The following is a 14,213-nucleotide window of genomic DNA, read 5'->3' on the forward strand; positions in this document are numbered from 1 at the left end:
GCAGATGCACGTGCAGCTGACCGAAATCATCCCTGCCGTACTGGTTTGTTGGCCAATTTTTCCGTCATCTCCCTGTCCTCTTCCGGCTGTTCCCTTGTCTCCTCGTTGCTCCTTCCTTCTCCTTCCTTCTCCTTCCGTGCCCGATCCGTGCTCCTTCCGGACCGGAACCCCGGCCGGATTCCGTTTCCGTAACCGCACGAGTACTGCTCGAAGTGTTTTAGTGGCAGACTGCGGGCCCTGAAGACGTTGGGGAGGCTGGCGAACGTGAGCGCGGGAGAGCCGGGATCGGTGGTGCGGCGCATGCTGCTCGGATCACAACTCAGGCGACTGCGTGAGGCGCGGGGGATCACGCGCGAGGCGGCGGGCTATTCGATCCGCGCCTCCGAATCGAAGATCAGCCGGATGGAGTTGGGCCGGGTGAGCTTCAAGACCAGGGATGTCGAAGACCTGCTGACGCTGTACGGCATCACGGACGAGCAGGAGCGCCTGTCGCTGGTCTCCCTGGCCAAGGAGGCCAATGTGGCGGGCTGGTGGCACAGTTACTCGGACGTGCTGCCGAGCTGGTTCCCCACGTACGTCGGTCTGGAGGGCGCCGCCTCGCTGATCCGGGCGTACGAGGTGCAGTTCGTGCACGGTCTGCTGCAGACCGAGGAGTACGCCCGCGCGGTGGTGCGGCGCGGCATGAAGGGGGCGAGTCAGGAGGACGTCGAGCGGCGGGTGGCGCTGCGCCTGGAGCGGCAGAAGTACCTGGTCGCGGAGAACGCCCCCGAGTTCCACGTCGTCCTCGACGAGGCCGCCCTGCGCCGGCCGTACGGCGACCGCGCGGTGATGCGCGGCCAGCTCCAGCACCTCATCGACGTCTCCGAGCGGCCCAACGTCCGGTTGCAGGTGGTGCCGTTCAGCCTCGGCGGGCACTCCGGCGAGTCGGGCGCGTTCACCATCCTCAGCTTCCCCGAGTCCGACCTCTCGGACGTCGTGTACCTGGAGCAGCTGACCAGCGCGCTGTACCTCGACAAGGCCGAGGACGTGGCCCAGTACGAGAAGGCGCTCAAGGAGCTCCAGCACGACAGCCCAGGTCCCTCGGAGAGCCGGGACCTTCTGCGGGGGCTGCTGCACATGTCCTGAGCGTGCCTCAACTCACATAAAACGCAAGTACGATGACGCGTGATCAGACCGTGCAGTCGATCAGTGCTCCGCTGGTGCAGCGAGGGATTGAGGGATCACATGTCGTCGTACTTCACCGACCTGGCTCAGCAGTACATCGACGGTGAGTGGCGCCCGGGCACCGGCTCCTGGGACATCATCGACTTCAACCCGTACGACGACGAGAAGCTCGCGTCGATCACGATAGCCACGGTCGACGAGGTCGACGAGGCGTACCGGGCGGCCGCCCGCGCGCAGAAGGAGTGGGCGGCGACCAATCCGTACGCCCGCCGCGCGGTGTTCGAGAGGGCGCTCCGGCTGGTGGAGGAGCGCGAGGAGGAGATCGCCGGGGCGATCGTCGCCGAGCTCGGCGGTACGCGGCTGAAGGCCGCCTTCGAACTGCACCTCGCCAAGGAGTTCCTGCGCGAGTCGGTCCACCTGGCGCTGCGCCCCGAGGGCCGGATCGTCCCCTCGCCGGTGGACGGCAAGGAGAACCGCGTCTACCGGGTGCCCGTGGGCGTCGTGGGCGTGATCAGCCCCTTCAACTTCCCCTTCCTGCTCTCCCTCAAGTCGGTCGCCCCCGCGCTCGCGCTCGGCAACGCCGTGGTGCTCAAGCCGCACCAGAACACGCCGGTCGTCGGCGGCTCCCTGGTCGCGAAGATCTTCGAGGACGCGGGCCTGCCCGGCGGTCTGCTGAACGTCGTCATCACCGACATCGCGGAGATCGGCGACGCCTTCCTGGAGCACCCGGTCCCGAAGGTCATCTCCTTCACCGGCTCGGACGCGGTCGGCCGCCACGTGGCCACCGTCTGCGCCTCCCTCTTCAAGCGCTCGGTCCTCGAACTCGGCGGCAACAGCGCGCTGGTGGTCCTCGACGACGCCGACCTCGACTACGCCGTGGACGCGGCCGTCTTCAGCCGTTACGTCCATCAGGGCCAGGTCTGCATGGCCGCCAACCGCGTCCTGGTCGACCGGTCGGTCGCCGACGAGTTCACTGAGAAGTTCGTCGCCAAGGTCACCTCCCTCAAGGCCGGCGACCCGCGCGACCCGGAGACGGTCATCGGCCCGGTGATCAACTCCCGTCAGGCGGACGCCCTGACCGCCGTCGTCGAGCAGGCGCTCGCCGAGGGCGCCACCGCCCTGGTGCGGGGCGCGCGCAGGGACAACCTGGTCGAGCCGTCCGTCCTCACCGGCCTGCCCGCGGACTCGGCCCTGCTGAAGCAGGAGGTCTTCGGGCCCGTCGCCTTCCTCGTCCCGTTCGACGGCGAGGAGGAGGCCGTGCGCATCGTCAACGACACCCCGTACGGCCTGAGCGGCGCCGTGCACACCGGTGACATCGAGCGCGGCGTGAACTTCGCCAAGCGGATCGACACCGGCATGTTCCACGTGAACGACGGCACTGTGCACGACGAGCCGATCGTCCCCTTCGGCGGCGAGAAGCACTCGGGCGTCGGCCGCCTGAACGGCGACACCATGCTGGACGCCTTCACCACGGTGAAGTGGATCTCGGTGCAGCACGGCCGGAGCGGCTTCCCGTTCTGAGCGGGCAGGGCGGCCCCCGGAGGCGCTCCCGGGGGGCCCTACGCTGGGCACATGTCAGTGATCCGTCTCCTGGTGCTCGGCGCGGTGCGCCAGCACGGGCGGGCCCACGGGTACCAGGTGCGCAACGACCTGGAGTACTGGGGCGCGCACGAGTGGTCCAACGCCAAGCCCGGCTCGATCTACCACGCGCTGAAGCAGATGGCGAAGCAGGGGCTGCTGCACGCGCACGAGATCGCGCCGTCCACGGCCGGCGGTCCGCCGCGCACGGAGTACGAGATCACCGAGCGGGGCACCGAGGAGTTCTTCCGGCTGCTGCGCCAGGCCCTGACCTCCTACGACCAGAAGCCGGACGTGCTGTCGGCGGGGCTCGGATTCATCGTCGACCTCGAACGCGCGGAGGCCCTCGCGCTGCTCGAGCAGCGGATGCGCGCGATCGGGGAGTGGCGCAAGGCCGTCACCGAGTACTACACGCCCGAGGACGGTCCCGGTCAGCTCGGCCACATCGGGGAGATCATGGACTTCTGGGTCCACTCCGCCGACACCGGCGCCGAGTGGACCCGCGCCCTCATCGAGCGCATCCGGGGCGGCGCCTACACCTTCGCCGGTGAGGGCGAGCCGTTCGTCGGCGTCCTGGCCGAGGGCGAGGAGAACCCGTACGGGACGGGGGAGCGGCATCCCGGGGACGATCGCTAATCAAGTTTGACCAGAAGCCTCGCGGGTATTACGGTCGAGCGAGTAGTCAACTTTGACTAGCGAGGGGATTCGAGTGTCCGACGCGGCGATCACCGTCGAGGAAGCGCACAAGACATACAGGGGCGGCAGCGGTGGCCCCGCACTGGACGGGCTCGACCTGACGGTCGCGCGCGGCACGGTGCACGGAGTGCTCGGCCCGAACGGCGCGGGCAAGACCACCCTGGTGAGGATCCTGGCCACGCTGCTGCGGCCCGACGCGGGCCGCATCGAGGTGGCGGGACACGACGTCGTGCGCGAGGCGTACGCCGTACGGCTGCGCATCGGCCTGCTCGGCCAGCACGCGGCGCTCGACGAGGAACTCGGCGGCCGGCAGAACCTGGAGCTGTTCGGCCGGCTGCACCACCTGGGCGCGCGACGCGCACGCGCGCGTGCCGGCGAACTGCTGGAGCGCTTCGAGCTCTCCGGCACCGGACACAAGGCGGTGAAGCAGTACAGCGGCGGCATGCGGCGCCGCCTGGACCTCGCCGCCTCCCTGATCACCGAACCGGAGGTGCTCTTCCTGGACGAGCCGACCACCGGCCTCGACCCGCGCGGCCGCGCGGAGGTGTGGGAGTCGGTCCGCTCCCTGGTCGGCGGCGGTACGACGGTCCTGCTGACCACCCAGTACCTGGAGGAGGCCGACCAGCTCGCCGACCGCATCTCGGTGGTGGACGCCGGCCGGGTCGTCGCCGACGGCACGGCGGACGAGCTCAAGGCGGCCATCGGCGGCGACCGCATCGACGTCGTGCTGCGCGACGCCGGTCAGCTGGGCGCGGCCGTCGCCCTGCTGCCCGTACCGGAGGACGCGGTCACCGTGGACACCGACCGGCGGCTGCTGAGCGTCCCGGTCACCGACCGCATGGCGGCCCTGGCCGGGGTCGTCCGCGCGCTGGAGGACGCGGGCGTCGAGGCCGAGGACATCGCCCTGCGCAGACCCACGCTCGACGAGGTGTTCCTGCACCTGACCGGGCACGACGACCGAGTGAAGGAGGCCGCGTGACCACCACGACGTACGCCCTGACCGACTCCTGGACCATGACCCGCCGCGAACTCGCCCGCTGGGGGCGGCAGCCGGTGGCGGTGGCGGTGAACCTGGTCTTCCCGGTGATGCTGCTGCTGATGTTCGGCTACCTGGTCGGCGGCGGCCGGGGCGTGAGCGGCGAGTACCTCGACTTCCTGGTGCCCGGCATGCTCGCGCTCACCATGGCCTTCGGCCTGGAGGGCACGATGATCGCCGTCACCCGGGACCTTGACAAGGGCGTCATCGACCGCTTCCGCTCCATGCCCATGGCCGACGGCGCGGTGCTGGTCGGCCGGTCCGCCGCCGACATGCTCCAGTCCGCGCTCGGCCTGGCGGTGCTGCTCGCCGTCGCCACCGCGCTCGGCTGGCGCGCGCAGGGCGGTCCGGCGGGCTTCCTGGGCGCCGTGGGCCTGCTCCTGCTGTTCCGGTTCGCCATGCTCTGGATCGGCATCCACCTGGCGCTGGTCGCCGGGAAACCGGAACTGGTGCAGGCCGTGCAGATCCTGGTCTGGCCGGTCGGCTTCCTGTCCAACGCCTTCGCCGCCCCCGGGTCCATGCCCGACTGGCTGGGCACGGTCGTCGAGTGGAACCCCCTGTCCCACACCGCCACGGCCGTGCGCGACCTGTTCGGCGGCCCCGGCGGGGAACCGGGCCACGTGTGGGCCGCCGTCGTATGGCCGCTGGCCCTGCTGGCGGTGTTCTTCCCGCTGGCGGTGCGCCGGTTCGCGCGGCTCAGCCGCTAGTGGTGGAAGCCGGTGGCCGCGTCCCTGTCCCGGGTGAGGGGGTGCGGCTGCCGGCGCAGTTCCGGCAGCAGCCGGGCCAGGTCCTCGGCGAACAGGTCGGCGAGGTCCTCGGAGAAGCCGTTGCGGCACACCACCCGCAGCACCGACAGGTCCTCACGGTTCGCCGGGAAGGTGTACGCGGGCACCAGCCAGCCCTGCTCGCGCATCCGCCGGGACACGTCGAAGACGTCGTACGCCGTCACGTCGCCGGCGGTCGTGAACGCGAACACCGGGAGCTGGTCGCCCCGGGTCAGCAGCCGGAAGTCGCCGAGCTCCCCGATCCGCCGCGCGAGCCGTCCGGCCACGTCCCGCGCGGCCTGCTGCACCGCGCGGTAGCCGCCCCGGCCCAGCCGCAGGAACGTGTAGTACTGCGCCACGACCTGCGCGCCCGGCCGGGAGAAGTTCAGCGCGAAGGTCGGCATGTCGCCGCCCAGGTAGTTCACCCGGAAGACCAGTTCCTCGGGCAGCGCGTCCGCGTCCCGCCACAGCGCCCAGCCGACACCCGGGTAGACCAGCCCGTACTTGTGCCCCGAGGTGTTGATGGACGCCACGCGCGGGAGGCGGAAGTCCCACACCAGGTCCTCGTCGAGGAAGGGCGCGACCATCGCGCCGGACGCCCCGTCGACGTGCACGGGGACGTCGAGGCCGGTGCGCTCCTGGAGCTCGTCCAGCGCCGCGCACAGGTCGGCGACCGGCTCGTACGACCCGTCGAAGGTGGAGCCCAGCACACCGACGACCCCGATGGTGTTCTCGTCGCACAGCCCGGCCGCGGCCTCCGGGTCCAGGTGGAACCGCTCGCCCTCCATGGGCACCTGACGGGCCTCCACCTCCCAGAAGGTGCAGAACTTGTCCCAGCAGACCTGGACGTTGACGCCCATGACGAGGTTGGGCCGGGCACCCGGCGCGGGAGCGCGCCTGCTCCAGCGCCGCTTGAGCGCCATCCCGGCGAGCATGCACGCCTCGCTCGACCCGGTCGTCGAACAGCCCACGGCCCTCGCCGGGTCGGGCGCGTGCCACAGGTCGGCGAGCATCGCCACGCAGCGCCGCTCCAGCTCGGCGGTGCGCGGGTACTCGTCCTTGTCGATCATGTTCTTGTCCCGGCACTCCGCCATCAGCAGCCCGGCCTCCGGCTCCATCCAGGTGGTGACGAAGGTGGCCAGGTTGAGCCGCGCGTTGCCGTCCAGCATCAGCTCGTCGTGCACGAGCTGATACGCCGTCGAGGGCGCCACGGGCGAGTCGGGCAGCCGGTGCTTGGGCGGCGCCTCCGTCATGTCCCCGACCGGATTGGCCGGCCCCAGGAAGGGGTTGACGGACACGGGGCGCTCGTCGTGCTGCGGGCCGGTGTGGAGCGGCATGGGTGACTCCTGGTCTCGGGGCGGGAGGGGCCGGGGCGGCGGCGAACGGGCTCACCGGGCCCTGCCGGAGCGCGCCCCGCGGTTCCTCGGCCGCCGTGCCTTGCCTCCCCGCCGGGACCGGGCTCGGCACCGTGCCCACGCGCACACGATAAACGGACCAAGCGGACATATCGGTAAACGGCTTGCACCTCACGCGGCGTGAGGACCCAGGGTGGAGCGCGTACCGAGAAGGGAGCGGAAGTGAGCTACTCCGTGGGACAGGTGGCCGGATTCGCCGGTGTCACCGTGCGCACCCTGCACCACTACGACGACATCGGCCTGCTCGTGCCCAGCGAGCGCAGCCACGCGGGGCACCGGCGCTACAGCGACGCCGACCTCGACCGGCTGCAGCAGATCCTGTTCCACCGCGAGCTCGGCTTCCCGCTCGACGAGGTCGCCGTCCTGCTCGACGACCCGGACGCGGACCCACGCGCGCATCTGCGCCGCCGGCACGAGTTGCTGACCGCCCGGATCGAGGAGCTGCGGAAGATGGCGGCGGCCGTGGAACACGCCATGGAGGCACGCAGGATGGGGATCGATCTCACGCCCGAGGAAAGGTTCGAGGTGTTCGGGGACAAGGACCCCGAGCGGTACGCCGACGAGGCGGAGGAACGCTGGGGCGGCACCGAGGCGTACGCCGAGTCGCAGCGCCGCGCGGCGCGCTACACCAAGGAGGACTGGAAGCGGATGCAGGCCGAGGCGGCCGACTGGGGCGAGCGCTACGGCGCCCTGATGGCCGCCGGGGAGTCCGCGACCGGCGAGGCGGCCATGAACATGGCCGAGGAGCACCGGCAGCACATCTGCACCTGGTTCTACGAGTGCCCGTACGAGATGCACACGTGCCTGGCCGAGACGTACGTCGGCGACGAGCGCTTCAAGGCGTTCTACGACTCCCTGCGGTCCGGTCTCGCCGAGCACCTCAAGGAGGCGATCCTCGCGAACGCCGCGCGGCACACCTCCTGAGCGTCGTGGCCCGGCTCGTATCCGGGCCACGACCTGCGGATCGCTCCCCGCCCCACGGGTCACGGCTTTCTCCGCGGCGACTCACAGGGCATGCTGGGTACCCCCGCGGAACCTGGGCCCCGACGGCTGCGTTCATAATTTGGGCAGCCAGCCCAGCCCCCGTACCCCCAGCTGCAGGAGCCACATCCCCGTGACCACGCTTGCGCTCGGCCCTGAGTGGCTGAGCCCGGACTACCTGATCGAGACCTTCAGCCTGCCCGGCATTCTGCTGATCGTCTTCGCGGAGTCCGGACTCTTCGCGTTCCTGCCCGGTGACTCCCTGCTGTTCACGGCGGGTCTCTTCGTGGCCGAGGGCAATTACATCAGCCAGCCGCTGTGGCTGGTGTGCACGCTGATCGTGCTGGCCGCCGTCATCGGCGACCAGGTCGGTTACATGATCGGCAAGTTCTTCGGGCCCAAGCTGTTCAGCCGGCCGAACTCCAAGCTCTTCAAACAGGAGAACCTGGAGAAGGCGCACGAGTTCATGGAGAAGTACGGCCCCAAGGCGATCGTCCTGGCCCGCTTCGTCCCGATCGTGCGCACCTTCGCCCCCATCGTGGCCGGCGCGGGCCGCATGAAGTACCGCACGTTCCTCACGTACAACCTCATCGGCGGTGTCGCCTGGGGCTGCGGTGTCACCCTCGCGGGCTACTGGCTCGGCCAGATCGAACTCATCAAGACCAACATCGAGCCGATCCTCATCCTGATCGTCCTGATCTCCGTGGTGCCGATCATCATCGAGTACCTGCGCGAGCGCGGGAAGAAGAAGCGTGCCGCCGCCGACCCGGCCGCCGCCCCGCAGCACCCCCAGCACCCGGTCATGGACGACGCCACCACCCAGCTGCGCCGCGTCACCCCGGCCGCCCCCCAGCAGCCCCAGCAGCAGCACTACGGCAACCAGGGGTACCCCCAGCAGGGCTATCAGCAGCAGCCCCAGCAGCCGTACGGCGCTCAGGGCTACCCGCAGCAGCCCCAGCAGCCGTACGGCAATCAGGGGCACCCGCAGCAGCAGCCCCAGCAGCCGTACGGCGACGGGTACCACAACCAGCAGCAGCCTTACCACCGCGGCCACTGAAACCCCCGGGGGCGCGGGGCCGTGTCGACAAGCGGCTCCGCCGCGCGGGCGCGGGCAGCCCCCACCGGGCCGCGGTCGCCGATGCACCCCGGCCCCCGAGCCGGACGGCGCCCGGGGGCCGTCCGGTGCGCGCGCCGAAAATCCCGCGCCCGGCGCTAGAACCCCCGCGTCCGCTTGGCGGCCCGCCGCTTCTCCGCGGACCCGATCCGCAGGAAGATCCGCGAGATCTCCGACCCGAGGTTCACCCCGATCGCGATGGCCATGGCCAGCGCCACGGCCTTCGTGAGGGACGTCAGCCCCGAGTCGACCTCGTTCTGGGCGATGCCCAGCAGACCGAAGTACGTGGCGGAACCGGGCAGCAGCGGCCCGATCGCCGCCGTGGTGTACGGCAGCGCGGACGCGAACTGATACCGGGCCAGCAACTGCCCGAACAGGCCCACGAGGCCCGCCGCCGCGGTCGTGGAGACCACCGGCGAGATGTCTCCCGTGGAGTGCATCGCGCCGTACACCACCCAGGCGACCCCGCCGTTCAGGGTCGCCATCAGCACGGTGGACCGTTCCTGCTGGAGCAGCACGGCGAAGGCCAGGGACAGCAGCATCGACGCGGCGATCTGCCACAGCGGGTCGTCGGAGACGCCGAGCGCCGCGTCCGGGTTCAGCCTGGCGCCCAGCTGCACGCCGAAGTACAGCACCGTCAGCACCCCGGCCACGATGCCCACGAAGAAGTACAGGACCTCCAGCAGGCGCGCGGACGCCGTGATGTAGAAGCCGGTCAGGCCGTCCTGCACGCCGGCCACCAGCGCCCGCCCGGGCAGCAGGGCGAACAGCCCACCGGTGATCACCGCGGACGCCTTCACGTCCGCGTGCGCCAGCGTCAAAGCCACCCCGATCGCGGCCGGCGGCATCGCGGCCACCGTGAACTGGTAGAACTCCGGCAGCCCGCGCCCCGCGCACAGCCAGGCCAGCCGGTCGCCGAGCATCGCGCCGATCGCGGCCGACACGAACACCAGGAAGCCACCGCCGACGAGCACCGACGCCGCCCCCGCGAGCAGCCCGCTCGCCACGGTCAGCGCCCAGCCGGGGTACGGGTGCCGGTTGCGGCGGATCTCCGCCAGCCGGCGGTACGCCTCCTCCAGGGAGACGTGCGTCTCGTCGTCGCTGAGGTCGTCCACCAGCCGGTAGACGGCCGCCAGCCGGGTGTAGTCGGGGCTGCGGCGCCGCACCGTGCGCGACGCGGTCACCGGGTCGTCGACCAGGGACGGCTGGTAGGAGATCGACAGCAGGGTGAACGTGACGTTGGGCTCGCAGCGGTCCAGGCCGTAGGAGCGGCACACGGCGAACATCGCCGCCTCCACGTCCTCGGCGCCCTCACCGCCCGCCAGCAGCAGCTCGCCGATGCGCAGGGTCAGGTCGAGCACGCGCGGCACGGCCGGCCCGGCCTCGTCGTGCCGCTGCACCGGCTCCGGCGCCGGCCGCTCGGTCACCGGCATGCGCAGCATGGTGCGCATCCGGTCCTGCCAGGGCACGTCCTTGGTCAGGCTGACCAGCGGAATCCCGCTCGCCGGGGTGAACGCGGCCGTCTGCTTCGCGCTGTAGGTGCTCGGCGTGCCGAACGCCGACCCCTCCGTCTCGGCCGGCGGCGGGGTCACCTCCAGGCCGTGCGGAACGGCGAACTCGGAGGTCGTCTCGGACTCCGTGCCGGTCCTCGGGACGGCCAGCCCGTCGGGAACGGCGAACTCGGACGTCGTCGACGACTCGCTCTCGGCCGGCGCCGCGACACCGGCGGGAGGCGTGAACGCGCTCCTCGCCTCGTCCGACTGCGGCTTGCGGTCCTCCGCGTCCCTCACCTGCTCCGCTCTCCCTTTGCGACACCGTCGGTACACCTGCCCCGTACGGCCTCAGTATGCGCACGCGCAGCAGAACGGGCCGCACGCGCGCGTGCGGCCCGTTCTGCGTCCGGCAGCGGGAGGGCTCAGTGGCCGCCCGTCTCCTTGAAACGCTTGTAGGACCGCTCGATCTCCGCCTCGGCGTCCACCCGGCCGACCCAGTTGGCGCCCTCGACCGACTTGCCCGGCTCCAGGTCCTTGTAGACCTCGAAGAAGTGCTGGATCTCCAGGCGGTCGAACTCGGACACGTGGTGGATGTCCCGCAGGTGCTCCACGCGCGGGTCCGTCGAGGGGACGCACAGCAGCTTGTCGTCGCCGCCGGCCTCGTCCGTCATCCGGAACATGCCGATCGCGCGGCAGCGGATCAGGCAGCCCGGGAACGTCGGCTCGTCCAGGATGACCAGCGCGTCCAGCGGGTCGCCGTCCTCGCCGAGGGTGTTCTCGACGAAGCCGTAGTCGGTCGGGTAGGCGGTCGAGGTGAAGAGCCGACGGTCCAGGCGGATCCGACCCGTCTCGTGGTCCACCTCGTACTTGTTCCGCGAACCCTTCGGGATCTCGATCGTGACGTCGAACTCCACCGGACGCTCCTCCATGATCAGCACATAGTTCTGGTGGTTAAGTGTCCCTCACGCAGGTGTGTGATCGCGAAAGGGGCTGGTGGTCGTGCCAGAGCTGAGGCCTTGGCGGGCCGCGGGACCGCACGTCGTGCGGATCGCGGACGCCGTACGACCTCGTCTCGCCCGGGCCGCGGAGACCGTACGGCCACGTCTGGCGCGCGTCGCCGCGGCCGTCGGGCCACGGTTCGCGCGGCCGGACCGGCCGGGATCACCGCGGGTCCCGCGGGGTACGCGGCCGAAGACCTGGCGGTTCACCGCGACCGCCGCCACCGCCGGTCTGGCGCTGGCCGCGGGTGTGGTGACCGCCGCCGGTCCCTGGGACTCCTCGGGTCAGCGTAAGGCCGAGCGGGACCGGGCCGTGGCTCTGCAAGCCGCGCGTGGCACAGATCACGGCGGCGCCCGGGCCCATGCCGGTACGCCGCCCCGCGGAACCCGGGCCGTCCCGCCGGCCGTCTCCGTGCTCACCGGCCTCGGCGGCACCGCCACCACCGTGAAGTCGGCGCCCGGGGGCAAGGCCCTCGGCGCCGTCCTCGACCCGCTGCTGAAGAACCCCGTGCTCGGCAGCCGATCCGCCGCCGTGGTCGACGTGGCCACCGGTGAACGGCTCTACGGCACCGGCTCCGGGAACGCGCTCGTCCCCGCCTCGACCACCAAGATCGCCACCGCCGTCGCCGCGCTCTCCGCGATGGGCACCGACCACCGCCTCACCACCCGCGCGGTGTACGAACCCGACACCGAGGAGGTCGTCCTGGTCGGCGGCGGCGACCCCACGCTCACCGCCCGCAAGGAGACCGGCGGTCTCGCGAGCCTGCGCGACCTCGCGGCGCGGACCGCCGCCGCCCTGGCGGGGCGAGGGGTGCGCGAGGTGACGCTGTCGTACGACACGACCCTCTACAAGGGCACCACGGTCCACCCGATCGGGGTCAATCCGAACCTCGCCGCCGTCACCCCCCTCATGGTCGACGAGGCCCGCACCGACGGCTCCACCAGCGGCCCGGCCCCGCGGGCCGCGGACCCGGCGGCCGACGCCGCGCGGACCTTCGGCGACCTGCTGGAGAAGCACGGCGTCAGGACCACGCCACCCGGCCCCTCGAAGGCCACCACCCGCGCCGCCACCCTCGCCACGGTCTCCTCGCCCCCGCTGGCCGCCCTCGTCGAGCGGATGCTGACCGACAGCGACAACGACCTCGCCGAGGCCCTCGCCCGCCACACCGCCCTGGCCACCGGCCGGAGCGCCGACTTCGCCGGCGGCGGCGCGGCGGTCACCGCCCGCCTGAAGCACCTCGGTCTCCCCCTGAAGGGCGTCGGCGTCAAGGACGGCAGCGGCCTCGACCGGCGCGACAGACTCACCGCCGACCTCCTCACCGCCCTGCTCGTCAAGGCGGGCGACCCGGCCCACCCCGAGCTGCGCCCCGCCCTCACCGGCCTGCCCGTGGCCGGCTTCACCGGCACCCTGGCCGGCCGTTATACCGACGGCGCGGCCGGCGTCGTACGCGCCAAGACCGGCACGCTCACCGGCGTGAACGCACTGGCGGGCACGGTCGTCGACAAGGACGGCCGCCTGCTGGCCTTCGCCTTCCTGGCGAACGCCACCACCGGCCCGGCGGCGGCCCAGTCCGCCCTGGACAAGGCGGCCACCGCGCTGGCGGCGTGCGGCTGCCGCTGACCCCCCGGTCACCTCGCCGCCCTGCCCCAACCACGGGCACTCACGTACCGTTGACGCATGACGAGCATCGGTGGTGCTGCCTCTTCCGGGATGGTCGACTGGAATCTCGCGGTCGCGACCGCGACCCGGCTCATGCGGCCGGGCCCCGACGTGAGCCGCGACGAGGCCCGGGCCGTCGTCGCGGAACTGCGCCGGCACGCGAAGGCCTCGGAGGAACACGTCCGGGGCTTCACTCGTCTGGGCACCGAGGAGACCCACGACACCCCTGTCCTCGTCGTCGACCGCCCCGGCTGGGTCCGGGCCAACGTCGCCGGCTTCCGCGAACTGCTCAAACCGCTCCTCGACAAGATGCAGGAACGGCGCGGCACCGGCCCCGGCAACGCGGTCCTCGGCGCCGTCGGCGGCAAGGTCACCGGAGTGGAGCTGGGCATGCTGCTGTCCTTCCTCGCCTCCCGCGTCCTCGGCCAGTACGAGACCTTCGCCCCCGCCACCCGCGACCTCCCGGCCGGTGCGAACGGGGCCGGCCGGCTGCTGCTCGTCGCCCCCAACATCGTCCACGTCGAACGCGAACTCGACGTCGAACCGCACGACTTCCGCCTGTGGGTCACCCTCCACGAGGAGACCCACCGCACCCAGTTCACCGCCGTCCCCTGGCTGCGGGACCACCTGGAGGGCGAGATCCAGTCCTTCCTGGAGGAGACCGACGTCGATCCCATGACCGTCCTGGAGCGCGTCCGCGAGGCCGCCCAGTCGCTCGTCGGCGGCCGCCCCGAGGGCGAGGAGGGGCACTCCCTCGTCGAGCTCGTGCAGACCCCCGCCCAGCGGGAGATCCTCGGCCGCCTCACGGCCGTGATGTCCCTGCTGGAGGGCCACGCCGACTTCGTGATGGACGGCGTCGGACCCGAGGTCGTGCCGAGCGTCGCCGAGATCCGCGAGAAGTTCCAGCAGCGCCGCGCCAAGGGGGCCTCCCGCCTGGACATGGCCCTGCGCAAACTGCTCGGCCTGGACGCCAAGCTCCGTCAGTACCGCGACGGCGAACGCTTCGTGAGCGCCGTCGTCGAGGAGGTCGGCATGGACGGCTTCAACCGGGTGTGGACCTCGCCCAACACGCTCCCCACCAAGGCGGAGATCGCCAAACCGGCGGACTGGATCACACGGGTGCACCGCAAACCGGAAGCCTGAGTCCCGCGCACCGTCATGCGCCGTACACGGCAGGCGGCAGACAAACGCCCCTTCAATCACCCGTCCGAGGGACCGTCAGTCCTGAGTAGGCGTGCAATGCTCGGGGAACGGCCCGGTTCTGTCACCATCTACACACTCTGAGTGACCGGACTTCGGGCTCACCCCCCGACA

Annotated in this window: 12 protein-coding genes; 9 read left to right on the top strand and 3 right to left on the bottom strand. The window is 71.4% G+C overall.

Annotation, left to right across the window (positions count from 1 at the left end; all coding sequences use genetic code 11):
* Positions 1–300: 300 nt before the first annotated feature.
* From ACFY3N_RS09355 to ACFY3N_RS09375, 5 genes are all read left to right on the top strand, one after another.
* Positions 301–1,125 carry a helix-turn-helix domain-containing protein gene (locus ACFY3N_RS09355; RefSeq protein ID WP_390816073.1) on the top strand — a complete coding sequence of 275 codons (825 nt, stop codon included), beginning with the start codon at positions 301–303 and terminating at the stop codon, positions 1,123–1,125.
* A 99-nt stretch (positions 1,126–1,224) separates the two neighbouring features.
* On the top strand, positions 1,225–2,685 hold the full coding sequence (locus tag ACFY3N_RS09360; protein WP_390815984.1) for an aldehyde dehydrogenase family protein: 1,461 nt from the start codon (positions 1,225–1,227) through the stop codon (positions 2,683–2,685).
* A 51-nt stretch (positions 2,686–2,736) separates the two neighbouring features.
* A complete protein-coding gene (locus ACFY3N_RS09365; RefSeq protein ID WP_390815985.1) occupies positions 2,737–3,378 on the top strand; it encodes a PadR family transcriptional regulator in 642 nt (213 codons plus the stop codon).
* 73 nt (positions 3,379–3,451) lie between these two features.
* The gene (locus tag ACFY3N_RS09370) at positions 3,452–4,417 is read left to right on the top strand and encodes an ATP-binding cassette domain-containing protein (protein WP_390815986.1); all 966 of its coding nucleotides are present in this window, start codon (positions 3,452–3,454) and stop codon (positions 4,415–4,417) included.
* Between the two features lie 35 nt (positions 4,418–4,452).
* Entirely contained in the window at positions 4,453–5,181 is a 729-nt protein-coding gene (locus tag ACFY3N_RS09375; RefSeq protein ID WP_390816074.1) for an ABC transporter permease, read from the top strand.
* Here ACFY3N_RS09375 and ACFY3N_RS09380 read toward each other — a convergent pair.
* A complete protein-coding gene (locus ACFY3N_RS09380) occupies positions 5,178–6,575 on the bottom strand; it encodes a glutamate decarboxylase (RefSeq protein ID WP_390815987.1) in 1,398 nt (465 codons plus the stop codon). The genes ACFY3N_RS09375 and ACFY3N_RS09380 overlap by 4 nt on opposite strands.
* 240 nt (positions 6,576–6,815) lie before the next feature.
* Between ACFY3N_RS09380 and ACFY3N_RS09385 the strand changes: the two genes are divergently transcribed.
* Positions 6,816–7,577 (top strand): MerR family transcriptional regulator, encoded by a 762-nt coding sequence (locus ACFY3N_RS09385; protein WP_390815988.1) that lies wholly within the window; start codon positions 6,816–6,818, stop codon positions 7,575–7,577.
* 190 nt (positions 7,578–7,767) lie between these two features.
* Positions 7,768–8,691: a DedA family protein gene (locus ACFY3N_RS09390; RefSeq protein WP_390815989.1), complete on the top strand. Its 924-nt coding sequence runs from the start codon at positions 7,768–7,770 to the stop codon at positions 8,689–8,691.
* Positions 8,692–8,846: 155 nt separating this feature from the next.
* Here ACFY3N_RS09390 and ACFY3N_RS09395 read toward each other — a convergent pair whose 3' ends face one another.
* A complete protein-coding gene (locus ACFY3N_RS09395) occupies positions 8,847–10,538 on the bottom strand; it encodes a threonine/serine exporter family protein (protein WP_390815990.1) in 1,692 nt (563 codons plus the stop codon).
* A gap of 125 nt (positions 10,539–10,663) precedes the next feature.
* Positions 10,664–11,155 (bottom strand): inorganic diphosphatase, encoded by a 492-nt coding sequence (locus ACFY3N_RS09400; RefSeq protein ID WP_030828087.1) that lies wholly within the window; start codon positions 11,153–11,155, stop codon positions 10,664–10,666.
* Between the two features lie 79 nt (positions 11,156–11,234).
* On the opposite strand from ACFY3N_RS09400, the gene dacB reads away from it, so the two are divergent.
* Entirely contained in the window at positions 11,235–12,860 is a 1,626-nt protein-coding gene (gene dacB / locus ACFY3N_RS09405; RefSeq protein WP_390815991.1) for a D-alanyl-D-alanine carboxypeptidase/D-alanyl-D-alanine-endopeptidase, read from the top strand.
* A gap of 57 nt (positions 12,861–12,917) precedes the next feature.
* Entirely contained in the window at positions 12,918–14,042 is a 1,125-nt protein-coding gene (locus ACFY3N_RS09410; protein WP_390815992.1) for a zinc-dependent metalloprotease, read from the top strand.
* Positions 14,043–14,213: the final 171 nt, after the last annotated feature.

This window comes from Streptomyces sp. NPDC000348, assembly GCF_042898795.1.
Taxonomy (GTDB): Bacteria; Actinomycetota; Actinomycetes; order Streptomycetales; family Streptomycetaceae; genus Streptomyces.